The organism is Nocardia wallacei (genome assembly GCF_014466955.1).
GTDB classification, from domain to species: Bacteria; Actinomycetota; Actinomycetes; order Mycobacteriales; family Mycobacteriaceae; genus Nocardia; species Nocardia wallacei.
In genome coordinates, this window is record NZ_AP023396.1 from 2,027,870 (window position 1) to 2,053,922 (window position 26,053).

The 26,053-nt window shown below is 70.5% G+C and carries 23 protein-coding genes and 1 pseudogene; 11 read left to right on the plus strand and 13 right to left on the minus strand.

Translation table 11 applies throughout. From position 1 onward, the window contains the following. Nucleotides 1-4: 4 nt before the first annotated feature. From NWFMUON74_RS09115 to NWFMUON74_RS09140, 6 genes are all read right to left on the minus strand, one after another. Nucleotides 5-232 (minus strand): hypothetical protein, encoded by a 228-nt coding sequence (locus NWFMUON74_RS09115; protein WP_187687393.1) that lies wholly within the window; start codon nt 230-232, stop codon nt 5-7. 158 nt (nt 233-390) lie between these two features. Then, complete coding sequence (locus NWFMUON74_RS09120) at nt 391-1,203, minus strand: MBL fold metallo-hydrolase (RefSeq protein WP_187687394.1); 813 nt, start codon at nt 1,201-1,203, stop codon at nt 391-393. 13 nt (nt 1,204-1,216) lie between these two features. Then, entirely contained in the window at nt 1,217-2,116 is a 900-nt protein-coding gene (gene murQ / locus NWFMUON74_RS09125) for an N-acetylmuramic acid 6-phosphate etherase (protein ID WP_232110927.1), read from the minus strand. Between the two features lie 25 nt (nt 2,117-2,141). Continuing rightward, nucleotides 2,142-3,008, minus strand: a complete 867-nt coding sequence (locus NWFMUON74_RS09130) for a MurR/RpiR family transcriptional regulator (RefSeq protein WP_187687396.1) — start codon at nt 3,006-3,008, stop codon at nt 2,142-2,144. A 121-nt stretch (nt 3,009-3,129) separates the two neighbouring features. Then, nucleotides 3,130-4,662: a sodium:solute symporter gene (locus tag NWFMUON74_RS09135; RefSeq protein WP_187687397.1), complete on the minus strand. Its 1,533-nt coding sequence runs from the start codon at nt 4,660-4,662 to the stop codon at nt 3,130-3,132. A gap of 72 nt (nt 4,663-4,734) precedes the next feature. Next, entirely contained in the window at nt 4,735-5,658 is a 924-nt protein-coding gene (locus tag NWFMUON74_RS09140) for an N-acetylglucosamine kinase (RefSeq protein ID WP_187687398.1), read from the minus strand. A gap of 132 nt (nt 5,659-5,790) precedes the next feature. Between NWFMUON74_RS09140 and NWFMUON74_RS09145 the strand changes: the two genes are divergently transcribed. After that, nucleotides 5,791-6,855 carry a CHAP domain-containing protein gene (locus NWFMUON74_RS09145; protein ID WP_187687399.1) on the plus strand — a complete coding sequence of 355 codons (1,065 nt, stop codon included), beginning with the start codon at nt 5,791-5,793 and terminating at the stop codon, nt 6,853-6,855. A 154-nt stretch (nt 6,856-7,009) separates the two neighbouring features. Then, nucleotides 7,010-8,059: an MCE family protein gene (locus NWFMUON74_RS09150; RefSeq protein ID WP_187687400.1), complete on the plus strand. Its 1,050-nt coding sequence runs from the start codon at nt 7,010-7,012 to the stop codon at nt 8,057-8,059. A gap of 41 nt (nt 8,060-8,100) precedes the next feature. On the opposite strand, the gene NWFMUON74_RS09155 is transcribed toward NWFMUON74_RS09150, so the two are convergent. Together NWFMUON74_RS09155 and NWFMUON74_RS09160 are read right to left on the minus strand one after the other, a co-directional pair. Next, on the minus strand, nt 8,101-10,374 hold the full coding sequence (locus tag NWFMUON74_RS09155) for an ATP-binding protein (RefSeq protein ID WP_187687401.1): 2,274 nt from the start codon (nt 10,372-10,374) through the stop codon (nt 8,101-8,103). Between the two features lie 13 nt (nt 10,375-10,387). Continuing rightward, on the minus strand, nt 10,388-11,767 hold the full coding sequence (locus NWFMUON74_RS09160) for a cytochrome P450 (protein ID WP_187687402.1): 1,380 nt from the start codon (nt 11,765-11,767) through the stop codon (nt 10,388-10,390). A gap of 318 nt (nt 11,768-12,085) precedes the next feature. On the opposite strand from NWFMUON74_RS09160, the gene NWFMUON74_RS09165 reads away from it, so the two are divergent. Both NWFMUON74_RS09165 and NWFMUON74_RS09170 read left to right on the plus strand, forming a co-directional pair. Next, complete coding sequence (locus NWFMUON74_RS09165) at nt 12,086-13,543, plus strand: hypothetical protein (RefSeq protein WP_232110928.1); 1,458 nt, start codon at nt 12,086-12,088, stop codon at nt 13,541-13,543. Beyond that, nucleotides 13,543-14,160, plus strand: a complete 618-nt coding sequence (locus NWFMUON74_RS09170) for a TetR family transcriptional regulator (RefSeq protein ID WP_232111132.1) — start codon at nt 13,543-13,545, stop codon at nt 14,158-14,160. Before NWFMUON74_RS09165 ends, NWFMUON74_RS09170 begins: the two co-directional genes overlap by 1 nt. Before the next feature lie 82 nt (nt 14,161-14,242). Here NWFMUON74_RS09170 and NWFMUON74_RS09175 read toward each other — a convergent pair whose 3' ends face one another. Continuing rightward, a complete protein-coding gene (locus NWFMUON74_RS09175) occupies nt 14,243-14,833 on the minus strand; it encodes an HdeD family acid-resistance protein (RefSeq protein WP_187687404.1) in 591 nt (196 codons plus the stop codon). A 65-nt stretch (nt 14,834-14,898) separates the two neighbouring features. Further along, the gene (locus NWFMUON74_RS09180; RefSeq protein ID WP_187687405.1) at nt 14,899-15,930 is read right to left on the minus strand and encodes an AraC family transcriptional regulator; all 1,032 of its coding nucleotides are present in this window, start codon (nt 15,928-15,930) and stop codon (nt 14,899-14,901) included. A 259-nt stretch (nt 15,931-16,189) separates the two neighbouring features. Between NWFMUON74_RS09180 and NWFMUON74_RS09185 the strand changes: the two are divergent. Together NWFMUON74_RS09185 and NWFMUON74_RS09195 are read left to right on the plus strand one after the other, a co-directional pair. Then, nucleotides 16,190-17,478 (plus strand): annotated as a pseudogene (locus NWFMUON74_RS09185) (aldehyde dehydrogenase family protein). A gap of 103 nt (nt 17,479-17,581) precedes the next feature. Further along, nucleotides 17,582-17,902: a hypothetical protein gene (locus NWFMUON74_RS09195; RefSeq protein WP_187687408.1), complete on the plus strand. Its 321-nt coding sequence runs from the start codon at nt 17,582-17,584 to the stop codon at nt 17,900-17,902. Between the two features lie 10 nt (nt 17,903-17,912). Here the strand turns inward: NWFMUON74_RS09195 and NWFMUON74_RS09200 are convergent, their stop codons facing one another. Next, nucleotides 17,913-18,296 (minus strand): ArsR/SmtB family transcription factor, encoded by a 384-nt coding sequence (locus NWFMUON74_RS09200; protein WP_187687409.1) that lies wholly within the window; start codon nt 18,294-18,296, stop codon nt 17,913-17,915. Nucleotides 18,297-18,383: 87 nt separating this feature from the next. Between NWFMUON74_RS09200 and NWFMUON74_RS09205 the strand changes: the two genes are divergently transcribed. After that, entirely contained in the window at nt 18,384-19,598 is a 1,215-nt protein-coding gene (locus tag NWFMUON74_RS09205; protein WP_187687410.1) for an MFS transporter, read from the plus strand. 489 nt (nt 19,599-20,087) lie between these two features. Next, a complete protein-coding gene (locus NWFMUON74_RS09210) occupies nt 20,088-21,260 on the plus strand; it encodes a permease (protein ID WP_187687411.1) in 1,173 nt (390 codons plus the stop codon). A 69-nt stretch (nt 21,261-21,329) separates the two neighbouring features. Here the strand turns inward: NWFMUON74_RS09210 and NWFMUON74_RS09215 are convergent, their stop codons facing one another. Both NWFMUON74_RS09215 and NWFMUON74_RS09220 read right to left on the minus strand, forming a co-directional pair. Next, on the minus strand, nt 21,330-22,037 hold the full coding sequence (locus tag NWFMUON74_RS09215) for a TIGR04282 family arsenosugar biosynthesis glycosyltransferase (RefSeq protein ID WP_187687412.1): 708 nt from the start codon (nt 22,035-22,037) through the stop codon (nt 21,330-21,332). Then, nucleotides 22,034-22,699: a glycosyltransferase family 2 protein gene (locus NWFMUON74_RS09220; RefSeq protein WP_232110929.1), complete on the minus strand. Its 666-nt coding sequence runs from the start codon at nt 22,697-22,699 to the stop codon at nt 22,034-22,036. Before NWFMUON74_RS09220 ends, NWFMUON74_RS09215 begins: the two co-directional genes overlap by 4 nt. 124 nt (nt 22,700-22,823) lie before the next feature. Here NWFMUON74_RS09220 and NWFMUON74_RS09225 point away from each other — a divergent pair, with 124 nt between their 5' ends. Genes NWFMUON74_RS09225 through NWFMUON74_RS09235 form a run of 3 tightly spaced genes read left to right on the plus strand, consistent with a single transcriptional unit; the run spans nt 22,824 to nt 26,000 of the window. Continuing rightward, nucleotides 22,824-24,281 (plus strand): hypothetical protein, encoded by a 1,458-nt coding sequence (locus NWFMUON74_RS09225; protein WP_187687414.1) that lies wholly within the window; start codon nt 22,824-22,826, stop codon nt 24,279-24,281. A gap of 5 nt (nt 24,282-24,286) precedes the next feature. Continuing rightward, on the plus strand, nt 24,287-24,979 hold the full coding sequence (locus NWFMUON74_RS09230; protein ID WP_187687415.1) for a response regulator transcription factor: 693 nt from the start codon (nt 24,287-24,289) through the stop codon (nt 24,977-24,979). Then, nucleotides 24,969-26,000 (plus strand): sensor histidine kinase, encoded by a 1,032-nt coding sequence (locus NWFMUON74_RS09235; RefSeq protein ID WP_187687416.1) that lies wholly within the window; start codon nt 24,969-24,971, stop codon nt 25,998-26,000. Before NWFMUON74_RS09230 ends, NWFMUON74_RS09235 begins: the two co-directional genes overlap by 11 nt. The last annotated feature ends 53 nt before the right edge of the window (nt 26,001-26,053 follow it).

Below are 26,053 nucleotides of genomic sequence, written 5' to 3' on the forward strand. Positions count from 1 at the left end.
CCTCCTACTGTTGCCGCGGCATCACGCCGGTCCACGTGACCCGCGCGGGCGGCACCACGGCCGGTGTCGTGGTTTCGGCCGGGAACGCACCGGCGACCAGTGCGTAGCAGCCCGCGGCCACCACCGCGAGGGCTCCGAGCGCCAGCACGACCCGCACCACGGTCACCCGATTGCGGTGCACGGTGGTTCTCCGGTCGGGCGCTGCCTGGGGCCACGACGACTGCGTACTCATTGCGGCTCACTTCTCACATCGCGGGGATCCGGGGCGCCGATGCCCCGTCGAACGGAGAAGGTAATCCGGCGGGAACGTGAAAAGTATTACGCCGCAATTGTTTTGTTTCCGCTCACCACCGGCGGTGCGGCGCGCGGTGACGCCGCCCAATCGCCGTGTCAGGTGAGGTGGTCGAAATCGCCCCGGACCCAGGCGATATAGCGGTCGGCCGAGCGGCGGATCGCCGCGCGGGCGTCGCAGTCGAGGGTCTTGCCGAAGTTGTCGTAGAGCCGGTCGAACTCGAACTCCGCGGCCGTCCGCGCGACCCGGTCGACGACCGCCGGTGACAACGGGATTCGATTCGGGTAGCTGCGCAGGAACGCCACCGAGGTGCGATCCGGGTTCGCCTGCATGGTGTCGGCGCTGAACAGCACGCCCCGCCCACCCGCGCCCGCGGCCCAGTGCAGCACCGCGCTGCCCGGGAAATGACCGCCCAGCTGCCGCAGCGTGAGCCCCGGCAGCAACTCGACCCGGTCCGTCCACGGCCGGATCACCGGGTCCGGGCGCGCCACCCATTCCAGGTCGGGCTCGGCGACCAGCACCGGGACACCGCCGAGCGCCCGGCTCCACTCCACCTGGACGCCGTAGTGGTGCGGGTGGCTGGGCACGATGGCGACGATGTCACCGAGTTCGCGCACCTGCCGGGCGGCCTGGTCGTCGACGTAACCGGTCACGTCCCAGAGCACCGCGCCCGCGGGGGTGCGGATCAAATGCGACTCCTGGCCGATGCCGATGCCCGGGTCGACGGTCAGGCCGAACAGGTCGGGTTCGAGTTCGCGGATCCGCACGGCGTGGCCCGCGGCGGCGAGTTCGGGCAGGGTGGTCCATTGCTGGCCGGCCGCGGGCACCCACTGCCGCTCGTCCGAGCAGATCCGGCAGAGTTCGGCGGCGGCCTCGTGTTCCACCGCGCAGGTCTTGCAGATTTTCCACATCGGCGCCTCCTCCTCAGCGTTCGCGCACCGCCCGGCGCACGAAACCGTCGGTGGCCGTGAGCATCTGCCGCGCTCGGGTGGCGTCGACACCGGCCAGTTGCATGACGATGGCCGTCTTGGCGTGCCCGCCCGCCGCGTCGAGCAGGGCGGCCGCGGCGCGCGGGTCGACACCGGTGGCCTCGGCGACGATACGCCGCGCCCGATCGACCAGCTTGGTGTTGGACGGGTGCATGTCGACCATCAGATTGCCGTATACCTTGCCCGAGTAGACCATGACCGCGGTCGAGAGCATGTTGCACACCATCTTCTGCGCGGTGCCCGCCTTCAACCGGGTGGAACCGGTGAGTACCTCGGGGCCGGTGTCGATTTCGATGGCGATGTCGGCGTGCGCGCTGAGTTCGGCCGGGCGGTTGCAGGATACGGCGACGGTGGCGGACCCGATCGACCGCGCGTAGTCCAGGGCGCCGATCGCGTAGGGGGTGCGGCCGCTGGCCGCGAGCGCGACCACCACATCTGCCGGGCCCAGCCCGATGGCCGCGAGATCGTGTCCGGCGGCGGCACGGTCGTCCTCGGCGCCCTCCACCGCCTGGGTGAGCGCCCGCGGCCCGCCCGCGATGATCCCCACGACCTCACCGGGATCGGTGCCGAAGGTGGGCGGGCATTCGGCGGCGTCCAGCACGCCCAGCCGCCCGCTGGTGCCCGCACCGGCGTAGATCAGCCGCCCGCCGTGCGCGCGTGCCGTGACGACCTGTTCGACCACGCGCGTGAGCTGCGGAATCGCCAGGGACACAGCGGAAGCCACGTGCGAGTCCTCGGCGTTCATGGTGCGCAGCAGGGTGTCGGGCGGCATGGAGTCGAGCCCCGCGCTGCGCGGATTGGGCGCCTCCGTGGTCAGTGCTCCGATATCGTCCACTACGCCTCCCGCCCGGCCATCAGGACTACTTCGGCCGCCGGGGGATCCGGCGGTCGGCGACCGCGTCGTAGGTGCGGTGCAGTGCCTGCGCCGCGGCCGGAGTGCGTTGCAGCACACCGACATACAGAGCATCGACGATGAGCAGCTGGCTCATCCGGCTGGCCATCGCCGCCGAGCGGAAGCCGTCCTCGCGTCCGGCGGCGAGAATGGTGCGGGCGGCGGTGGCCGCCAGGGTGGAACCAGCGCCCGCGGTCACCGCGACGGTCGCGGCGCCGGCGCGGGCGGCACGGCGCACCGCCTCGACGACGCCGACGGTCTCCCCGGAATGCGAGAACGCGATCATGATGTCGTCGGCGCCGAGCAGGCTGGCCTGCACGAGCGCGTCGTCCTCCGACGTACAGGCGCCGCACCACCGGCCGATGCGGGTCAGCTTCTGCGTCATGTCCATCGCCACCAGCCCGGACGCGCCGATACCGATCAGCTGGACCCGGCGTGCCCGCGCCAGCTGATCGGCGACCGCGGCCATCGTCGCGGCGTCGGCGCGTTCGGCGGTGGCGAGCAGACCCTCGGTCTCGAAGGCGGCCAGCTTGTGCAGCACCTTCGGCGGAGTGTCGTCGGGGTCGATGTCGGTGGCGAGCACCGGGGTGCGGTCCTCGGTGCCGGTGGCCGCGAGGGCCAGCCGCAGTTGCGGGTAGCCTTCGTAGCCAAGGGTTTTCGCGAGCCGCACCACCGCCGAGGTGCTGGTTTCGGCGCGTTCGGCGAGCTGATTGACCGTCAGCTGCGCCGTGCCCGCCGGATCGTCGCGGATCACCTGGGCGACCCGGCGCGCGGTCGGCGTGAGCCGGGGGAGGGCCGCCAGCAGGCGGGTGCGGACATCGTCACCGTCGTTCATCGCGTCATCCGTCCAGCGTGGAGGGTCGGGGTGGGGCAGCGGGCGGTCGACACGGTCACGAGGGCGACGATATCGCCGGAGGGTTGCCTCCATCGCATCAACACACGTTCCGGGTAGCGCACTAGACCACCGCCCGCACCGATTCGGGTGGCGGAGCGGGCTCGGGCGCCGGATGGAACCGGCTGCTGACCCCGCCGACGACCAGGGTGACCGCGACGCCGAGCGGCACCAGCCACTGCGCGGCGATTCCCCTCTCGGTCACCGTGCCCGCCACGGTGACCTCGATCGCGACGACCCGGACCACGAACGCCATCACGATCACCGTGGCGAGGAAGGCCACGATCGCGTCGAACTGATTGGCGCGCCGCACCAGCCTGCCGAGCAGGAAGGCGCCGAGCAGCGCGCCGTAGGTGTACCCCGCGATCGCCAGCGCGGTCAGGTACACGTTGCCGGTGGTGGTGCTGAATCCCATGGCGAACAGAGCCATCAGCACCGCCCACACCAGCGTCATGCCCCGGCCCAGGCGCAGCATCGCCGCGTCGGACACCGGGCGGCGGGCGAAGCCGCGCACGATGTCGGCGACGGTGGAATTGGCCATCGAATTCAATGCCGCGGACAGCGAACCCATGGCGGCGCCGAGGATTCCGGCGACCAGCAGCCCGGAGATCACCACCGGCAGGCCGTGCAGCATGAAGTCCGGATACAGCCCGTCGGCGCTGGACAGTCCCAGCTGGGCGGGAGACCTGCCGCCGTTGTAGGCCCACAGCAGCGCGCCGACGAGTGAGAAGGCGGCGAACTGCACCGCGACGAACACGCCCGAGGCGATCATGGCCCGTCGGCTGTCGCGGATCGACCGGGTGGCGAGAATGCGTTGCACGATCAGCTGATCCGAGCCGTGCGAGGCCATCGTGAACAGCGCTCCGCCGATGATCGCGGTCGGCAGCGCGAAGCTGCTCGTGAGGATGTGGGCCAGGCCGAAGTCGGTGTCGAAGAGGCGGAACTTGCCGTGCCGCAACGCATCCGACCAACCGGCGGCGCCGACGTGCCCGGTCAGTACGCCGATCGCGATCAGCGCACCGAGCAGGTACAGGCCCAGCTGCAGCACGTCGGTCCAGATCACGGCCCGAATCCCGCCGAGATGGGTGTAGACGACGGTCAGCAGCGTGAGCGTCACGATGATCACGTCGTAGCCGAGGGTTACGCCGAACTCGCTCAGCAGCAGCTTGATCGGTATCGCGGAGGCGAACAGCCGCACCCCCTCGGCGAGCAGCCGGGTGATCACGAAGGTCACCGCGGCGACACCCTGCAGGTACCGGCCGAACCGCTGCCGCAGATACTCGTAGGCGCTGACGAATCCGCCGCGCTTGTACAGCGGAATCAGGGCGAGGGCCACCACGGTGCGGCCGATGATGTATCCGAAGGCCAGTTCGACATTGCCGAAACCCTGATCGGTGTAGGCTCCACCCGGAATCGAAATGACCGTCAGCACACTGGTTTCGGTGGCGACGACCGAGAAACACACGGTCCACCAGGGCATTCGGCCCGCGCCGACGAAATACTCGGCGGTGGACCGTTGCCTTCCGGACAATCGCAGGCCGATCCAGGCGACGACTACCAGGTACACGACGATGACACCGACATTCAGTGCGTGCATCGCGACTCCCGGTAACGCAGCGGGCGGGCTGCAAGTAAGTGTCAGCCGAATTGGTTAATAGGTCAACTAATCTCACGAAATCCTGGTGATCAACGGTTCCAGTACCGTCGTGGTATCGGCGCCCAGCAGCGCGGCGCCATCGATCGGCCGGCCGTGGGCGGTTCGGTATTCGACTCTGCCCGCGAGCATGTGTTCCACCGGCGTCCACAGCGCCGCGCCGAGTTCGAGCAGGCCGCCGGTCGCCGCATACGGTACCGGTGCGGGCAGTGCGCTGCGATCGATCGCCGCCAGCACCGCGCGTCCCAGGGCGCGTCCGGCCGTGCTCACGATGTCCGCGGCGACCTCGTCGGTCCGGGCGGCCGCCGCGACCGCGGGGGCGAAGGCCGCGGCGAACAGGGCCGGATTCTCGTGGTCGCCGAACAGTTTCGGCAACATGTCGAGCGGGCCGTAGTGTTCGGCGGCCGCGACGGCCAGGGCGGTGTCCGGCCCGCGTCCGTCGTGGCAGCGCAGCGCCGCCCGCAGGGCTTGCGCGCCGATCCAGCCGCCGCTGCCCTCGTCGCCGAGCAGCGGTCCCCAGCCGTCGATCCGGGCGAATCGGCCGGTCGGGTCGATCGCGGTCACCACTGCGCCGGTGCCCGCCGACAGCACGACGCCCGCGTCGCCGCCGAGCGCCCCGGCGTGTGCGGTCACGGCATCGGAGGTGACCGCGACCGCCGTGACCGCCGGTGTCCCCGCCAGCAGCCGGGCGAATTCGGTGCGTGCCCGCGGTGCGGATGCCGCTCCGGCCGCGCCGACCGACAGCACGAAAGGCATTGCCCGCGTATCTATTTCACGTAGGACGCCGCGCACGGCGCGCTGTGCGGCCGCCACGCCGTCGCGGGTGGCCAGTCCCGGGGCGCCGGGGCCGTCGGCGCGGGCCCGCTCGGTCCCGTCGATCCGCAGCGACGCGCGACAGCGGGTCTTGCCGAGATCGACGGCGAGGATCGCGGTGCTCATGACGAGCATCATGGCGAACCATCCCAATTCTGGGAATGGTTGATACTCGAACCACGTCGGTCCCTGGGTGAATAGAGGATTCCCGATGGCGCTGTTGGTGAGTGCGCTGCCAGGCTGTGGGTGGGAGCTGCGATGACCGATCACTACAAGGTCATCCCGGAATTCGACGTGCCCGCCTACGCGTCCGGCAGGTTGAAGGGCACGATGACCGCCACGCACGCGGCGATCCAGTCCAACGTCGACAATCTGGGCGCGGGTACGCCGTGGGCGGGACCCGAACTGACCGACCTGATGTACGACGCGAAGCTCATCGATGATCAGAACCGGTCGATCACCACCACCAACCACAACGACGCCGTTACCGCGCTGCAAACCATCGAACGGCAGATCGAGCGCGACAACGAGTCCGTCGACAGCTCCTCCTACGGCGCCTACACCGCCGCCGGGGAGGCTTACAACGACATCCACCAGGCGGTGGAACGGCTGCGGGGCCTGTTGAAAGACTCGGTGGCGCTCGGGCCGAGTTACAACGAGAAGGGCGAGGCGTACTGGCCCGAGTCGGTGGAAGGCCCGCTCATCTCCGCCTGCGCCTCCACGATGGAGGTGGTCGAGCAGCGCATGCAACAGGCCACGAACGATATCCAGCGCCACGCCGACCACATCGACCGCTCGGCGCCCGGCAACCCGATCAGCAGCGCCTACGGCGGTACCACCGCGCCGCTGACCCAGACCTGGTCCGGCACCAGTTATGTGCCGCCCGCCGACGCGAGCCTGGTCGAGAAGATCAAGGGCTTCGCCGAGAACGAGCTGGGTGTCGTCGAGCAGGGCACCAACCACGTGAACCGGCCGTACAACATCGACGACGCGTGGTGCGCGTCGTTCGCGACGTGGGTATGGAAGCAGTCCGGTATCGACGTGGACTGGTCCAACAAGAACCTGGTCCGCGCGGTCTGGTCGGATGCGGCGGGCCAGGGTCTCGCCGACAGCAACATGGGTGCGGCACGTCCCGGGGACCTCGTCGTCTTCGGCGGCCAGAACCACATCGGCGTGGTGGTGGCACGCGACGGCAACACCATCACCACCATCGAGGGCAACTCCGGCGACGCCGTGCGGCAGCGCACCTACAACATCAACAGCGGGAACTTCACCGGCGTGATCCATCCGCCGGCGAACGACCGGACGCCCGCGCCGGTATAAGCCGCTCGGCGTGTCGACCGGCCGCCGCCGCGCCGCCCGGTACTCTCCTCCCCGGTAGCTCAATCGTTGCCGATGAGTCGGGTTCTGGAGGGTTCGCGAGGAGGCGTGAGTTGCTCGTGGCGGGGTCGATGACGCTCGGAACGGACGGCTCGGCGTGACTCGCGGCCTCCGCAAGCCCCTGCTCGGCTTCGGTGCGTTCGCCGTCGTCGCCGTGCTGGTGACACTGATCATCTGGAATACGCTGTCGCGCAACGTCACCGGGCCCACTACCGGGTACACGGCCACCTTCGGTGACGTGCTCGGGCTGCGCGTGGACGACGACGTGCGGATGGCCGGTGTGCGGGTCGGCAAGGTGACCGCGATCGGACTGGCCCGGGACCCGGTGACCCGCAAGCATGTCGCCCGGGTGCGTTTCGAGGTGCAGCGCAACCAGCGGCTGTACTCCGACACCAAGGCCCTGGTCCGCTACCAGAATCTGATCGGCCAGCGGTATGTGGCGCTGGCGCCGGGCAACCAGCCCGACAGCACGCCGTTGCGCGCCGGGGGAGAGATCCCGCTCGCGCGGACCGAGCCCTCGTTCGACATCTCGGCCCTGCTGGGCGGGTTCCAGCCGATCTTCGAGACCCTGCGGCCCGAGCAGGTGAACGACCTGTCCAACACACTCGTCCTGGCGCTGCAGGGTGATCGAGTGTCCTTGAGCACGTTCATCGTTCAGGCCGCCGCCGTCGCGACGGACTTCCAGCGCCGGGACGCGATCCTCGCCGATGTCATCGCCAACCTCAGCGGCATCATGCAGGGGCTGGCCGCGCGCGGCACCGAACTGGAGACGCTGGTGACGCAGACCCGCGCCCTCATCGGTGGCCTGTACGAACAGGGCCGGTCGCTGCTGTCGTCGACCGAGCAGATCGCCGTCGCGTCGGAAGCGTTGGTGCACACCGTCGATCGAGTACGCCCGACCCTGGACCCGGCCCAGCGCTCGGTTCGCGAGGCCTTCACGCTGCTGCTCGAGCACGGCGCGACATTGGATCGGGCGGCGCTGGACATGCCCGCCCTCCTCGCCGCACTCGGCCGCTTCACCCAGAACGGCGCCTACGCATCGGCCTACCTCTGCACCCTGGACATCTCCCTGTACAACATCCTCCTGCCCCGCGGCCTCCTCCCCTTGATCGGCGGCAATTCCCATTCCGCGGTCTGCCGCCCCTGACACCGCGCGGGCGGTACCGCGACGGCCAGGGTGAGTGAGTGCTAGCCGTGGTCGATGAGGGTGCGGGTGCTGCCGTCGTGGTCGATTTCGATGCGGCGGAGTTCGGGCGGGGCGTCGACCAGGATGGTGGCCAGGACATGGCGGCCGGGCGGGAGGATGCGGACGGTGACGGTGCCGGAGTTGGCCTTGTCCAACTGCTGGGTCACCTCGGCGACGATGGTGGCGACCAGGGTTTCCGGTGCGTCGGCGAGACCGCCATCGTCCAGCAGCAGGACTTCGACGCCGCGCCCGCGCGCGCCGCGCGTGGCGGCGGCCAGGCTCGCGGTGGTGAGCGCGGGCGCGCGCAGGCCGTCGCGCAATTCCGCTTCCAGCAGTCGGGATTCGTAGCGTTCGGCGTCGGTGAGGCCCGCGCCGGCGGCGATCCGCTCCAGCATCGGGCGCGCGCGTTCGTCCAGTCGCTCGAGTTGGCGGGCGCGTTCCTCGCCCTGTGCGCGCAGCGTGGCGCGGGCCGCGGCCCCCGCGGCGGACTCGTCGGCCAGGCGGCGCAGCGCGCGCAGGGTGGAGCGGGCGATCGCGGCGATCAGGATTCCGGTCACGACGATGATGAGCGGCGTCATCGACAGCGAGATGCCCTGGCTGCCGAGCCCGATGTCGAACACCGCCACCAGCGTCGTCGCGACGATGCCGAGCATCGCGTAACCGCTGCGCCCGCGAACCGCCAGGAAGCACAGCACCACGGAGGTGGCGTAGACGGTCCAGACGAACTCGTGCACCTGCGCCGCCGCCACCTGGTGGTAGGCGATACCGGTCGCGACCGGCCCGGCCACGGCCACCGCCGCCGCGATCGGCCGGGGGAACGGCTCGAGGTCGACGGCCAACGTCGCCACCGCGGCGAGCGCGATCATGCTGTACGCCACCAGGATTCCCGGTCGATGGTCGGGGAAGGCACGGATGTTCGACAGCGCCATCGACGCGATCGTCGCGAGCAGCACCACCGTCACCAGCGCGCCCTGCCGCCCGCGCAGGCCGAGCAGACCGCGCAGGTCCCAGCGCTCGGGCTCGGCGGAGATCGGCGTCTCCGGCCCGGTCGCCGGCTCGCGGGCGCCGGTGCTGGGGTGTACCCACACCAGGGTGACCGTCGTCCCCTGGCCCGGCGCGGACTCCACGAAGGCCGCGCCGCCGGGCAGATCGGCCATCCGCGCGAGAATGCTGCGCCGCACGCCGAGCCGGTGCGCCGGTACCTCCTCGGTATCGAAACCCGCACCGTCGTCGCGCATTTCGACCCGCAGCGCGCCGGTGCCCACCGTCACGGTGACCTCGCGGCGCACCCGCCGCCCGGTGCCGCCGCCGTGCCGCAGGCTGTTGCGCACCGCCTCCGCCAGCGCCGCCGCGATGGTGTCGCAGACGTCGGCGGGCACCCGCAGCCGCGCGAACCCGCTGAGCCGCTTCGATCGGAAGGTGATGCCCGGGTTGATCGCCGACACCGTCGCCCGCAGCATCCCGATCGTGCGCAGCGCGTCCAGTTCCCCGCCGCGCTCACCGATCCGCCGGAACTCGTCGAACCGGCCCAGTGTCTTGCGGGCCAGCCGGCCCAGCGCGGTGGCGTCGCGCCCACGCGAGGCGTCCAGCAGCGTCGACATCACGTCGTCGTGGATGATCGCCGAGAATCGCGCGCGCTCACGGCTTTTCGCGTCGGCGGCCGCCACCTGGGCGGCGTCGCGCTCGGCGCGCGCGGACTCCTCGTCGAGGGTGCCCGCGGCCCGCAGCACCGTGACCAGCCCCCAGGTGAGCAGGCCCGCGATGCCGAAGTTCCGGCTGAAGTCCAGCAGCAGGGTCAGCCCCCGCACCCCACCCTGAATCAAGCCGTTGGCCACCGCGCCGCCGCCGATCACCACCACCAGCGCCGCGGCAGCTACCCGCGGCCGCCACACCAGCGCGCCCGCCGCCGCGCCCGGCGCCACGGTGCGCAGCAGCCAGAACGGATCGTCGCGCAGTTCGGGATGGCGAATCGCGAACGGCAGCAAGACGATCGCCGTCAGCGTCGCGAAAACCGTCGCGCCGCACATGCCCCGGACCACCCGCAGCGGCGCGACGAACGCCAGCACGGCCAATGCCAGGCAACTGCCGAACACGACCACGGCGGCCACCGGCGTCCACCACGGCGCCAGGTACCGCGCCTGCTGCCAGGCCTCGCGCGCCACCGCCGGCCCGAGCAGTACCCCGACCGCCCCGACCAGCAGCGCCGCCGAGCGGGTGATCCGCGCCGTCGCCGGACCCGCCTGCGCACCGATGGTTTCGCCCGGGGCAGCGGTCACGGCGACGTCCGGCTCAGGCGCATGCGGGCGCACCACCCACCGGGGCCGGATCGCGCAGGGCGTACGCGGCGTGCACGCGGTCGCGCGGGCGCAGGTTGGTCTGCAGATGCGGCCGCACCGCGTCGCCGTCGCGAATGCTCAGCGTGCCGGAGTTGAGCAGCACGGCGGTGAAGATCTGGCCCTCCAGCAGTGCCAGCGCGGAACCGACGCAGACGTGCCGCCCCGCCCCGAACGGCAGATAGGCGTGCCGCGGCATTCTCCGGTCGGGTGCGAAGCGGTCCGGGTCGAACGTCAGCGGGTTCGGGAACCACTCCGGCGAGCGGTGCATGACATACGGGGCGACGAACACGACCGTGCCGCGCCGGACGTGATAGCCGCCGATCGTGGTGTCGCGCACCGCCTGTCGCAGGAAGGCCGGGGCGGGCGAGTACAGCCGCATGGTCTCCTTGAACACCTGCAGGCAGTACGGCAGATTCGGCAGGTCCGCGGCCGTCGGCAGGCGGCCGCCGAGCACGCGGTCGGTCTCCGCGCGCGCCCGCTCGGCCACCTCCGGATGCCGCGACAGTGCGTACGCGGTCCAGAACTGGGCGTCGGAGGAGGTCTCGATCCCGGACGCCCACAGGTTGATCGTCTCGTCCACGAGCTGGTCGAACGCCATCGCGCCGTCGGCGTCCCGCACCTCGACGAGGGCCTGCAGAATGTCGGTGCCGGACGCGGCGCCGCTGCGGCGGGCCTCGACGAGTTCGCCGACGCGCCCCCGGATGTAGGCGATGTCGCGAACGAAGGCGCGGTTGCGGCGGGTCGGCACGAACAGCGGTGCCACGATCGGGCGGCTCAGTAACCGGATCTCCCAGTCGAAGATGCGGGTGATCGCCGCCAGCGCCTCCTCGTCGTCGGCGAGGGCCTCGCCCGCGAACAGCTCGCCCATGATGTCGTGGGTCAGCCGCTGCATGGCGTCGAGCGCGTCGAATTGCCCGGAGGCCGACCAGCGTTCCAAGTGAGTGCGCACATGCTCGGCGATGGCGTCGACGTATGCGGTCATGCGGCGCGGTGTGAACAGCGGGCCGATCAGGCCGCGCTGGCGCTGGTGCAGTTCGCCCTCCGAGACGACCAGCCCGTTGCGCAGGGCGGGCCACAGCCCGAGCACCATCGCCCGCGCACGGCCGAAGTCGGCGGCGTTGGTGACGAGCACCTCGTGTATCGGATCCGGCGCGGCGACCAGGACGCCGCGTGCGGGGCCGAGCCGGAACTCGGTGATCGGCCCGCACTCTCGTGCCAGCCGCTGCATCACGGCCAGTGGGTCGCGCATCATCGACACCATCTCGCCGAGCGGTGCGAATCTGCTGCTGCGTGGTGGCTGCGTCGGGTATGCGGCGCTGCTCCGGTCCATCATCGACAATCCTCCCGTGTTGTCGGCGTGCACAGCACCGCATCCACCCCGAATACAGTGTCGGCCGAATGACGACATGCCCTCCCGACAGAAAAGCCACGGCCGGCGTGCGAGTGCTGCTGATCATCTACCCCCGAGTATTGATCATCGACCAGTCTGACCGCGCGCGGAAGCGCTGCGAAGCCCCGAGATGTGGGGGCGCGTCCGCCGTAACCGGCTGACCTCGGCATGGTCGAAAATAGCAGCCGGAAGGCGCACGCCGCAGGCATTCGGCGATGCTCCGCCGGGGCCGTTTAACGCAAGTGCGTTAATCTCGCGGACATGCGAATGCGTGGACGCGGTGGCCGCTCGGTGGCGTGGCTGGCCGCCGCTGCCGTCACGGCGGTACTGACCGGCGGCACGGCGGCTGCCGACGACTTCGGCCCCCGGCCGCCGGCGCACGACCGGCTGGGCCCGGCGGGGACGGCGACGATGCACGGCGACGCCGAGGCGTCGGACACCACCCCCAACCCCGGTCCGGGCATCGGCCCGATCCGGGCGCGGTTCGTCGAGCTGGGTGCGGCGTGCCCCACCATCCTGATCGGTGCGGACGGGCTGCCGCAGGCACTGTGCACCAGCATCACCACTCGCGCGCCCGTGCTGTACCTGCTGGACCCGGCGACCGGCACGCCGCTGGCCGCGCTGCCGCTGACGGCGGGCAGCCTGCTCGGTGGCGTCTACGGATACCTCGACGCCACCGGCGATTTCGTGGCCGCGGCGGGCGGCGACTCGATCACCTGGATCGGCCACGAGCGGGCCCCCGACGGCGGCTGGCGGCTGTTCGCGCGCCGCACCGTGCCGGTCGCGTCCGCGGTCACCGAGCCGTGTGGCGGGCCGGGGTGCGATGCCCTGGAATCGCTGGTGCCCGACCGGGCGGGCCGCGTCTGGTTCGCCACCGAGCACGGCCGGGTGGGCTATCTCGATCCGGAAAATGGTGCGGCCCAGTCGATTACGCTGGGCGCCGGAGAAACGGTCGCCAACGGCATCGCCGCCGCGACGACGGGTGTCGCGGTGGCCGGAGATCACGCGCTGTACCTGGTCCGCGCGGGCGAATCCGGTGTGCCACAGGTGATCTGGCGGCAGGACTACGATCGTGGCCCGGCCCGTAAACCAGGCCAGTTGAGCTGGGGGACGGGTGCGACGCCGACCTTCTTCGGCCCGCGTACCGGTTCGGACTACGTGGCGATCACCGACAACGCCACCCCCCGAGAACATCTTCTGGTGTTCGACGCCGACACCGGCCGCCGGGTGTGTACGGTCGAGGTGCTCCCGCCCGGCGCGAGCGGGACGGAGAACTCGCCGATCGGCGCGGGCCGCAGCGTCTTCGTCGCGAGTACCTACGGTTACCCGTACCCCGCGGGCGCCACCGGCCCCAGCGACCCGCCCACGGCCGCCTTCGCCGGCGGGATGACCCGCGTGGATCTCGACCCGGCGGGATCCGGTTGCGCGGTGACGTGGACCAATGCCGTTGCGTCCGCGGCTGTTCCGCGACTGTCGCTGGCCGACAACGACATCTACACCCTCGACCGGGTACCGGCGTTGCCCGGCGGGACCACCACGCCCGCGGATGCCTTCGGCTATACGGTGATCGACGCCGCGACCGGCGCGGTGCGGACCCGGCAGCCGCTCGGCGCGAGCGCGATCATGGACCCGTTGCAGATGGTGGGCTCCCTCGCGCCCGACGGCACCCAGTACCAGGGCGCCACCACGGGACTGTTCCGTATCGCGCCCGGCCCGTGATGGCCGCGGCGGCGCAGCGGATTCTGGCCGCGGCCGAGCGGTTGTTCGGCGAGTTCGGCATCGATGCCGTCTCGCTGCGCCAGATCGCGGCCGCGGCCGGGCAGCGCAACACCTCGGCCGTCGCGTACCACTACGGCGGCAAGCATGAGCTGGTCGCGGCGATCTACGCCTGGCGGATGGCCGATGTGAACGCCCGCCGGCTGCGGCTGCTCGACGAATTGCACCGCACCGGTGGCGACGGCGACGCGGCGCGTCTGGTCGCGGCCCTGATCGACCCGCTGGCCGAAACCCTGACGGGCCCCGGCGAACCCGGCTCGTACCTGCGATTCATGGCCGAGACCATGCGCAACCCCCGCTACGATCCCGCCGCCACCGCGGCCGCCCACCCGCACGCCGACAGCATCCGGCTGCTCACCGCCCGCCTGCGTGCGGCGTTGCCGGAGCTACCGGACAGCGTGTTCGCCGAGCGGCTGCGGCTGGTATCGATGCTCATGGTGACCGCACTCGCCGACCGGGAGCGCCTGCTGCGGGAACCGGACGCGCACGAGCGGTCGGCCATCGGCACGGCCGCCCTGCGATCCGCCTGCCTGGCGATCCTCACCGGCACCTCGGCATAGTCCCGAAAAGACCCGCGCCCCGGACGAATTCGCCGGGGCGCAGGCTCATGGTGCCCGGCGCGTCCCGGGCGGCGGGCCGGGCTCAGACCTGAGCGGGAGTGCGCTTGGCGGCCCCGCGTACCTGGAAGGCATAGACGAACTCCATGATGCCCATGAAGATCAGCCACCACCCGGCCACCAGCGTCAGCGTCACGATCGAGCTGATCGGCCACACCACCAGCACGATGCCGCCGATCAGCAGCACGATGCCGTAGAAGATCGACCACCCGCGCCCGGGCACGCCGGACGGCGCCTCGGTGCCGGCGATCAGCACCGCGATCCCGCGGAACAGCCAGCTGATCCCGATCCACAAGGCCAGCAACACGATCGCGTCACCGATGTGCCGGAAACTGAAGAACGCCAGGATGAACGACAGGATGCCGCTGAGGATCGACAACACCCGCCAGCCCGTGCCGACGTGCGCACCGAAGGCCGCCACCAGCTGGAAGACTCCCGAGACCAGCAGATAGATGCCGAAGAGAATGCCGGCGACGACCAGCGTCGGCCCGGGCCACACCAGGACCAGGATGCCCACCACCACCGACAGCAGACCGATAACCACCAGGGACTGCCACGCGCCACGGGCCAGTTGATGCAGCGGCCCTTCGAGTACTCCTTCTTTGCTGGTTGTCATTTGGGAAGGATAAGTCCAGCTGAGTGGATAGCGTGCAATTAGCCAGTATCGAACTCATTACGGCGCTATACGCGAGCGATGGCCCGCCCGCGATGGACGCGGGCGAAATGCCCCGGTGGCTGCCCCTTCCAGGACCGGAACGCGGAGGTGAATGCCGAGACGCTGGAGTAGCCGAGCCGTTCGGCGACGTTCTCCACGGTCAGCCCGGCCACGAGCAACTCCTCGGCCAGCATGCCGACGGTCTCGTTGCTCAGTTCGCGGAAGGTGGTGCCCTCGTCGGCGAGGCGGCGGCGCAGCGTGCGCACACTGACATCGAGGTCCGCGGCGACCCGGGACTGGTCGGTCACCCCGCCGTGCCGGATCAGCAACTCGCGCACCCGGCCGCTGACCCCACCGCGGCTGCGGCGGCGCTGCATGATGTCGGCGCATTGCTGTTCGTAGAAGCGCGCCGTCGCCGCATTCGATTGCGGGAGCGCCACATCCAGGGTACTGCGATGCCAGGCCATGAGCGAGCGCGGCGCACCGAAGGTGATCTTGTCGACGCCGAGCATCGTCGCGAACATCTCGTACACCGGATGCGGCTCCACGGTCACCTCGACGCGCAGTGTCGGCACCCGCATCGGGACCAGGTCCTGCTGGATCGTGGCGATCGCCGAGAAGTCGCGTTCCAGGGTGAAGCGGCGCAGCTCCGGCGGGACGCCGCTGTCGTCGCGCACCAGCCACAGTTCCTCGCCGTGCTCGACCAGGGCGTGCCGGGCGATGGTGAACCACAGGTCGGCGTAGCGCACCCCGATATCCGCGGCATGGCGCAGGGTGGGGCTGCTCATCACCGCGAAGCCGAGCACGCCGAACGACGGCGGGTGACACAGCAAACCGGCCATCAGGCCCAGGCCGGGCTCGTTCTGCACGCCGTCGACCACGTTGCGCAACAGCGTGAGTTCCTGGGCGAGGGTGATCTCACCGCCCGGATCCTGCAGCTGCTGTTCTCCAATTCCGGTGCCCCGCAGGATGTCCGGCATCCGCAAACCCCGCGTGACCGCGTAGTCCACCAGTAGGGCCACACCGTTGATCGACCGCACCTGCGCAGGCTCGTCCACCTATGCATCGTCGCAGATATTCGCGCTCCGGTGGCCCGAATCCGCGGACTACTCCGCGGTAGGTTTGCTGGATCCGGCCGATATTAGCCGGTATCTGGCCCATTGCCCGCTGGTTGCGGAATAGGCTGGGTCATAACGTTTCTGACATGCCGCACCGCAACCGGCGCATTCTTCTCCATCCGGACAATCGTCCCGTCCTTCGCTGCGCCCGCGGCCGCGGTGTTGTTCGTGTCGCAGCCACCAGCCCGGAGTGAACCGAATGCTGTCCACCTATCCGAATACCGCCGGGAATACCCGGATCTCCGTAACCGCGCCCGGCGACGGCCGGGCTCTGGGTACCTTGCCATCGCACGGTCCCGATCACGTCCGCGCGGCGGTGGCCGCGCTGCGCAGTGCCCAGACGTCCTGGCGGGCAATGGGTGTCGTGCGTCGCGTGTACTGGCTCACGCGATTCCGGGAATGGCTGTCCGGCAACGAGGAAATGCTGGTCGAATTGCTCGCGTCGGAAACCGGGAAGTCGGTTGCCGCCGCTTTGCGGGAACTCCGCCTCGGCATCGATGTCATCGATTACCATCGCACGCATGGTGCCGACTTCCTCGGGGCACCGTGGCAGCGTACGCACGGCAACCCGAGTGTCGCGTTGCAACTGGCGATCACCTACCGCCCGTGCGCGGTGGTCGGTGTCCTGTCGCCCTGGACCTACCCGCTGGCGTCGACCTTGCTCGACGCGGTGCCGGCTCTGATGGCCGGCTCGGCGGTGCTGGTGAAGCCCTCGGCGGTAACCCCTTTGACGGTCCGCGCGGCGGTCGACGGCTGGGCCGGGCTCGGGGCGCCGCCGGTGCTGGAATTCGCGGTCGGTCCCGAGGCGGGTCCGGCGGTCGTGGACACCGTCGACTACGTGCATTTCACCGGCTCGCCGGAGACGGGCAAGATCGTCGCGCTGCGCGCGGCCGCCCGGCTGGTCCCGTGCCGGTTGGGGCTCGGCGGGAAGTCGTCGGCGATCGTGCTGGCCGACGCCGATATCGGCGCGGCGGCCGCGGGCATCGCGCTGGGCGGGCTCACCGATGCCGGGCAGAGTTGTCACAGCGTCGAGCGGGTGTTCGTCGAAGCGCCGGTATACGACGAATTCGTGGATCGGCTCGTCACCGAGGTCGCCGCGTTCGGCGCCGCCGACCCCGCGTCGAGCCGATGACCTCGGGGGCGCATGTGCGGCACCTCCGTCACCAGGTGCACGACGCGCTGTCCAAGGGCGCCACGCTGCACATCGGCGGGACGGCCGACGGCCAGGTCTTCGCGCCTACCGTGCTGGGCGACGCCGATCCGGCGATGATCGTGCTGACCCAGCAGACGCTGGGCCCGATCCTGCCGGTCGTCCGGGTCGCCGACGCGGCAGCGGCCGCGACGATGGCCAACGATCCGTGCGGTCCGTGCGCGAGCATCTGGACCGACGATGACGCGGCCGGCCGGTACCTCGCCGGTCGGCTGCTGGCGGCACGAGTGGGACGCAACGACGTCTCGATCCATCTGGCGCCGCCGGGGTACATGTAATGCCCACTGCATCAAGGTAATTCGGAATCCATGAGAGAGTCATGAACACCTGTTGCGAATATCTTTCCGATACGGACACTTTCGGGTCTGGGGAGGTGAGGTGATGGGCGGCTGGCAGGTTTTCGCCGCGACCATGGTCCTGGTCGGCGCGATGGCCGTCGTGGTGCTGAACGTGCGCCCGCAGCGCCTCCCGACCGGCCGCACCTCCGTCGCCGAGATTCGCCGGCGAGTGCTGGCCGAATCCGCGCCACCCGCGATGCCGGTCGCCGCCGCGCCGTCCCATCGCGCGCCCGACCACGGTTTCGAGGTGCCGGAGGCCCACCGCACCATGCAGGAACACCTCGATTGCTCGGTCGCCGCCTGCCCTCGCAAGGCAGCCGCCTACCGGGTCCTGGTCGAGGCGGGCCGCATCAAGCCGCGCTGACTCCGGCCGATCAGTGCGGCTGCTGCGGCGGGGTCCACGCGGCGACCAGCTGCAGCAGGCCGGGGAAGCGCTGCTGCAGATCATCGATGCGGACCTGGCTGCGGCGCTCCAGGCCGTACTGCCGCTGCCGCAGGACGCCGGCCTCGCGCAGGGCCCGGAAGTGATGTGTCAGTGAGGATTTCGGGCGCGGAATGCCGAACCACCCGCACGGGTGGTCGAAGGCCTCGGCATCCAGCAGGAGCTTTCGCACGATACCCATGCGCAGGGGATCGCTGAGCGCACCCATCACCGTCTCGAGCCGGATCTCGGCCGCGGGCGGCTCGGGCAGCGGCTGCGGTGTGCCGGGCGGTTCGGGATGCCGCGCCCAGGCGGCGCGGGTCGCGGTCGTGGCCATGTCCACACTGTACGACTTTTCTCGTAGTGGTGCTACAGTACGAATTCGCTCGTACTTATACGAGATTTGTCGTACAAGGAGGATCGGATGGCTACCCCTACGCTGCGCGCTCCCGCACCTGCCGAACCCGTGCGAACCGGACGTATCTGGCTCGCCGCCTGGCCGGTGTTCGCGGTATTCGTGCTGTCCAACGCCGTCACCCCCCTGTACCCGCTGTGGCAGCAGCGGCTCGGGTTCTCGGCCGGGACGATGACGGTGATCTTCGCCGGATACATCGTGGGTTTGATCGGCGCGCTGCTGGTGGCGGGCGTGCTGTCCGATCGGATCGGGCGGCGGCCGGTGCTGTTGCCGGGGCTGCTGCTCGCGCTGGTGGCGTGCGCGCTGTTCATGACGGCGGGTTCGGTGCCGATGCTGGTCGCCGCGCGGCTGCTGACCGGTCTGGCGGTCGGCGCGACCGTCTCGGCCGGGATGGCGGCCGTCGCGGACGTGGCCGGTGCGGACCGGCAGGGCACGGCGGCGCTGGCCTCGTCCGCGGCGATGGTGTCCGGGGCCGGGACGGGACCGTTGCTCGCGGGGGTGTTGTCGCAACTGCTCCCGATGCCCACCGTGCTCGTCTTCGCCGTCGAGACCGGGCTCTTGGTCTCCGCGGGCGCGGTGGTCGCCGGACTGCCGGCCACGGGCTCGAAAACCGGTGCCCGACTGCGTATTCCCACCGTACCGGCGAGAAATCGCCGACAGCTGGCGGCCGGGATCGCGGTATTCGCGCCCGGCATCACCGCCACCTCGTTCGTACTCTCACTGGGCCCGGCACTCCTGGTGGAGTTGCTCGGCTCGAACAACCGGATCGTCGCGGGCGCCATGGCCTTCGTGATGTTCGCCGCGGCGACCGCGGCCCAGTTCGCCGCGCGGCCGCTCCCCACTCGTTCGGTACTGACGGCCGGTGCGGCGGCCACGGTCGCGGCCATGCTGGCACTGGCGACAGCCCTGCTCGCACATTCCCTGGCAGCGCTGGTGGCGGCCGCGATGCTGGCGGGCGCGGGACAGGGGCTCGGGCAGCTCGGCGGCCTGACCCTCCTGCTCGCCGCGGTCGCGGAAACCCGCCGTGCCGAAGCCAACTCCGCCCTGAACATCGGCGGCTACATCCCGGCCGCCGCGCTCCCGACCGCGGCCGGATACCTGGGCGACACCCTCGGCTTGGCATGGAGCGCAGGCATTTTCGCCGTCTTGCTCGGCTCGCTCGCCGTGGCGGGCGCCGGGGTAGCCCGCTGGGCGACCAGGGCGCACGGGGGACCGGGCGCGTAGCCGCCTGCGGCATCATGCCGGGTGTGCCCCCGGGTCGGGGGACCTGCGTAGTGGCCTGTGGCATGGCGCTGGGTGTGGCCTGGTTGGGAGGGACCTGTGTAGTGGCCTGTCCGCATGGCGCTGGGTGTGGCCTGGTTGGGAGGGACCTGTGTAGTGGCCTGTGGCATGGCGCTGGGTGTGGCCTGGTTGGGAGGGACCTGTGTAGTGGCCTGTGGCATGGCGCTGGGTGTGGCCTGGTTGGGAGGGACCCGCGTAGTGGCCTGCGGCATGGCACCGGGCGTGACCCGGGTCGGATGGACTGCGTAGTGGCGTGCGGCATGGTGTCGGGTGTGCCCCGGGTCGGAGGGAGCTGCGTGGTGGCCTGCCTGGACTTCCCGGGTCGGCTCCGACGTGTGGGTCCACGCCGGGCGCGTCGCGTTGATTCGTGGCCGGGGCGGGCATAGCTTCGGCGGGGAAACGGTGCCGACGTGGGGGTGAACGGAGGGCGCGGTGGATGCGATCGTTCATGCCCTGACGCTGACCGGGACGATGACCTGGGAGATTCTCTGGGCGTTGATTCTCGGGTTCGCGCTGTCGGCCGTGGTGCAGGCGGTGGTGCGCAGGTCGACGGTCGTGCGGGTGCTCGGCGACGATCGCCCGCGGACGTTGGCGATCGCGTCGGCGCTGGGCGCTGCCTCGTCGTCGTGTTCGTACGCCGCGGTCGCGCTGGCTCGTTCACTGTTCCGCAAGGGCGCGAACTTCACGGCCGCGATGGCCTTCGAGATCGGGTCCACCAATCTGGTCGTCGAACTCGGCATCATTCTGGCGCTGCTGCTGGGCTGGCAGTTCACGGCGGCCGAATTCATCGGCGGGCCGGTCATGATCGTGCTGGTGGCGGTGCTCTTCCGGCTGTTCGTGCGCTCCCGGCTGATCGAGCAGGCCCGTCGCCAGGCCGACCGCGGGCTCGCCGGATCGATGGAAGGCCATGCGGCCATGGACATGTCGGTGACCGGCGGCGGATCGTTCGTGCGGCGGCTGGCCTCGGGACGCGGCTACACCGCGGTGGCGCACGTGTTCGTGATGGAGTGGGCGGCCATCCTGCGCGATCTGATCATCGGCCTGCTCGTCGCCGGTGCGATCGGCGCCTGGGTGCCGGATTCGTTCTGGCAGAACTTCTTCCTGACCGAACACCCGGTGCTCTCGGCGGTGTGGGGGCCGCTGGTGGGTCCCGTGGTGGCGATGCTGGCGTTCGTGTGCTCGATCGGGAACGTGCCGCTGGCCGCGGTGTTGTGGAACGGCGGCATCAGCTTCGGCGGAGTCACCGCCTTCGTCTTCGCCGACCTGCTGATCCTGCCGATCCTCAATATCTACCGGAAGTACTACGGGACTCGGATGATGCTGACTCTGCTCGGCACCTTCTACGCCGCCATGGTCGGGGCGGGATACTTCGTCGAAATCCTGTTCGGCGCGGTAGGTCTCGTGCCGTCCGAACGGAATGCCATGGTCATGGCGGAGGGCATTCGCTGGAACTACACCACGTGGCTGAACATCGGGTTCCTGTCGCTGGCCGCCGTGCTGCTGTTCCGGTTCGCTCGCACCGGCGGACTGCCCATGTTGCGCATGATGGGCGGTAAGCCGGAGGCCGAGCACGATTCGCATTCGGGCGGTGTGCACAGCGAGTAGCTCGTTATCGAGAGCGCTTGCTGCTCAACGCTTTACAGCGAAGTAATGTCTCACCATACAGCGACAGACCTAACCGTGCGGGGCGGGTGTCGCGGTTTCCTTGTCCGCCGGCAGCTTCGGTCGCAGCCGCGCCAAGGTGTGCGGGAAACGACCGTGATACTCCGCGGCCACCACGACGGCATCCGCCACCGTGTCCACATCCGACAGCGTCGGCAGGCGATGTACCCGGCATCCGCACTCGCGCAACGCCGCTCGGGTGCGCTCGCCGGTGCCGGAAGTGGACATCGGCACCTCGGTCAGCACGCGCGCCGGGGCCGGGTCGGTCAGGCCCAGCGCCCACCAGCCGCCGTCGGTCGCGGGGCCGAGCACCGTATCGCCGCTGTCGAGCAGCCGGGCGGCGCCCGCGGTCAGCACGGCCGGACCGGCCTGCGGCGTGTCCATGCCGATCTGCAGCACCGGCACACCCAGTTCGGCGGCATCGTGGTGCGCGTTGGCGAGCCGCTGCCCGAACGTGTCGCCGCGCTGCGGAATCAGGGTGAAACCGGCCAGCGCCGCGGCGAGTTCCGCGGCGTCTTCCGCCAGATCCAGGTCTCCGGTCCACGCGACCACGCGATGCCGCAGGCCGCTGTGCCGCACGGCCGCCAGCGTGTCCAGCAGCGCGGCGGCCGCCAGCTGCGCGGCCTCGCACGGCGAGAACGGTGGTGTGAGACGGGTTTTGGCGAATCCCGCGATGGGCGCCTTGGCAACCACCAGGGCGGTGGCGTCGAGTGATTTCATCGCACACTCCAGAAGTCCCGCACGGCACGCACGGTGCCCCGCACCGAACCGGAGATCTTGGACACGCCGTGGGTGCGTGGCCGATAGCTGACGTCGCGCTCGACGATTCGCCACTGCGCCCGGGCCGCGCGGATCAGCAGCGCCAGTGGGTAGCCCGAGCGCGGATGCAGCGGGCCCAGCGCCAGCAGCCGGTCCCGGCGGGCGACCCGCATGGCCGCGATGTCGTGTACCGGCAGTCCGTGGCGGCGGCGCAGTAATCCGGCGATCAGCATATTGCCCAGCCGGGCATGCCACGGCCAGGCGCCCGCACCGACCGGACGCCGCCGCCCGACCACCATGTCGACACCGGGATCCAGATGTGCGAACAACTCCGGCAACTCTCCAGCATCCATCGAACCGTCCCCGTCCAGCACGGCGACCACGTCGGTTTCGGCGGCGCACACACCGGCGTGCACGGCCGAGCCGTAGCCCGGATTCGGCTCGCCGATCACCGTCGCGCCGGCGGCCCGGGCCACCGCGGCGGTGTCGTCGGTGGAGGCGTTGTCGACCACGATCACGCGATATCCGGTCGGCACCGCGGCCAGTACCGCGGGCAGTGCTCCGGCTTCGTTGTGGCACGGAATCACCACGGTGATATCGCGTGCGCTGCGAGTATCGGTCACAGGGGAACCGTAGGCCAGAGTCGGGCATCCGCGGGTCAGCGAACCGGTGACGAAAGTATGACGCTGCGGGCCACGGGTGCTGATCGGCGGGTTCGCGCGGTCGCCACGGCCTAGGGTGAACGCTGTGCGACAGGCGACCCTTCCCCGCGTCCGGCATGCCGACGTCCGAGCCGACCTGGTGTGCGCCGGAGTGGCCGCCGCGCTCGTTGCGGCCGCGTTCATCGTCCCGCGAATGCACAGCGAACAATGGCGGGACCGGGTCTACGCCGCCGCCGCGCCCATCTTCGGCGGGTGGCTCCCGCACGTCGGCTGGGGGACGGGCCCGGCGATCGCGGTCGCGGCGCTGGTCGTCGTGGCGGGTCCCACCGCCGCGCGACAGCTCCCGTGGCGTCGGTTGTTGGCGCTGACCTGGGTGACCGCTGTGGTGTGGGCCTTCTCGCTGGCCATGGTCGACGGCTGGCAGCGCGGTTTCGCCGGACGGTTGACCAGCGGGCACGAATACCTGCACGAAGTAGGCGGCGTCGGTGACATCGGGGTGATGCTGCGCGGTTTCGCCGGTCGCATCCTCGACTTCCAGCCGGACTCGTGGACGACGCACGTGTCCGGCCACCCGCCCGGCGCGCTGCTGGTGTTCGTGCTGCTGGATCGGGTCGGGCTCGGCGGCGGCGCGTGGGCGGCGGTGCTGTGCGTGCTGGCCGGATGTAGTGCGGCGGTGGCCGTCCCGGTCGCGCTGAATGCCCTCGGCGCGCCCGAACGAGCCAGGGCCGCAACGCCTTTCCTCGCCTTGACCCCCGCGGCGATCTGGCTCGCGGTATCGGCCGACGCGCTGTTCGCGGGCGTCGCGGCCTGGGCGGTGGCATTGCTGGCGGTCGCGACCCGTCCGGGGGCGGGCCGGACAGCGGCCGCCGTCGGATCCGGTCTGCTGTTCGGATTCGGTCTGTACCTGAACTATGGCCTGGTGCTGATGATCGTCCCGGCGGCGGCCGTCGTCGCCGCGCGAGGATTGCGGCCGGTGCTGCCCGCCCTGTTCGGTGTCGCCCTGGTGGTGGCGGCGTTCACCGTGAGCGGATTCTGGTGGCTGGATGGCTATCACCTTGTGGTGCAACGGTATTACCAAGGCATCGCCAGCGAGCGGCCGTATTCCTACTGGGTGTGGGGCAACCTGGCCGCGACGGTGTGCGCCGTGGGCCTGGCGACCGCGGCGGCCGGGCCGCGCGCGGCGCGAGCACTGGCGCTCGGCGCTTCCGCATCGCCGACCGCCGTGCTCGGTGAGCGGGTGCCCGGCACCGGGGTCTCCGGTGCCGTACGGAGTGCGTGGTCTTCGAAAGCTGCTGTCTACCTGCATAATTGGCGTGTGGCTGTCGATCCCGCCGCACTGCTCGCCGCGGCGGCGCTGATCGCGATCATCGCCGCGGACCTGAGCGGGCTGAGCAAGGCGGAGACCGAGCGGATCTGGTTGCCGTTCGACATGTGGTTGCTGGCGGCGACCGCTTTGCTTCCGCCGCGCTGGATGCGGCTCTGGCTGGCGGTCCAAGCGGTGGGGGCGCTGCTGCTCGTTCATCTCCTCCTCACGAATTGGTAAGTCCTATGCGCATTCTGGTGGCCGACGACGACGCGGTGGTGCGGGAGGTGGTGCGCCGATACCTGGAACGCGACGGGCTCACCGTCGTAGAGACCGCCGACGGCCCCGCGACCGCGGCGGTGCTGGCGCGCGACGACATCGACCTGGCGGTGCTCGACGTCATGATGCCGCCGCCGGACGGCATCGACCTGTGCCGCGCGGTGCGCGCCGGGCGGCACCCCGACATGCCTATCATCCTGCTCACCGCGCTCGGCGAAGAGGAAGACCGGGTGTTGGGACTGCAATCGGGCGCCGACGACTACCTTGTCAAGCCGTTCAGCCCGCGCGAACTCGCGCTGCGGGTGGCCTCGGTGCTGCGACGTGCCCACCGGCCGCCGCCCGTCGCCGAACAGGTGCTGCGCAGCGGCGCGATAGAGGTCCGCCCCGGCGCCCGCTCGGTGCTCGTCGACGGCCGCCGGGTGGACCTGACCGCCCGCGAGTTCGACCTGCTGACCTTCCTGCTCGCTCACCCGCAGCGCGTGTTCGGCCGCACCGAACTGCTGGAACGGGTGTGGGGGTGGACATTCGGCGATCAGTCCACCGTCACCGTGCACATCAAACGCCTGCGCGCCAAACTCGGTGCCGCGCACCGGATCGAGACGATCTGGGGCCGCGGCTACGCGTGGGGCCGGCCCGGAGAGGACACCGATGCCGACTGACCTGGTGGCCCTCATCGGGTACGCGCTGGCCGGATCGGTGCCCGTGGTGGCCCTGGGCGCCGTGGCGATCCGGCTCACCCACAACCGCAGCCTCACCACCAGCATGGTGGTGCTGGTGCTGATCCCGACTCTGGCCACCCTGGTCGGTGTGGTCTCGGTGAGCGGCATGATGTTCACCGACGAGCTGCGCCGGATCGGCGTGGTGCTCGCGGTGGTGACGCTCGTCGGCGTGTCCACGGCCATCGTGCTCGGCCGCATCCAGGCCCGGAAGACGGTGTGGGAGAGGCAGATGATCGAACAGGAGCGAGCCGCCGAGCGATCGCGCCGCGAACTGGTGGCCTGGGTCAGCCACGATCTGCGCACTCCGCTGGCGGGCATCCGGGCCATGGGGGAGGCCCTGGTCGACGGCGTGATCGACCGCCCGGAAACCGTCGAACGGTACGCGCGGCAGATCGTGCGCGAGACCCATCGGCTCTCGGCCATGGTGGACGACCTGTTCGAAATGTCGAAGATCAACTCCGGTGCGCTGCGGCTCGAACTCGAACCGGTGGACCTGCGCGAACTCATCGACGAGGTGACCGCCGCCAACCAGCCGACCGCGGCCCGCGCCCGAGTGGAACTCACCGCGCGGCAACCGGATTCGCCCATCATGGTGTCCGCCAGCGACCGCGCGCTGACCCGTGCGCTCGCCAACCTGGTCACCAACGCCATCGAGCACACCCCGCCCGGCGGCCGCATCGAGGTCTCCGCCGGTAGCTCCGGCGACAGCGCCTGGGCTCGCGTCGACGACAGCGGCCCCGGTATCGACCCGGTCGATCTGCCCCGCATCTTCGAAATCGCCTACCGAGGCACCGCCGCCCGCTCCCCGGCCGCCGACACCGGCACCAACAGCGGCATGGGCCTGGCGATCACCGCGGGCCTGGTCCGGGCCCACCACGGCACCGTCACCGCCGCCAACCGAGAACCGGGCTGCCGCTTCGAGATTCGCCTACCGCTCGCGGCGGCTGCGAGCGGTGGGTGATCGGCCAGGTGGCAATTCACCACTTGGTCGGCCTCACCATCGGACCCTGGGAC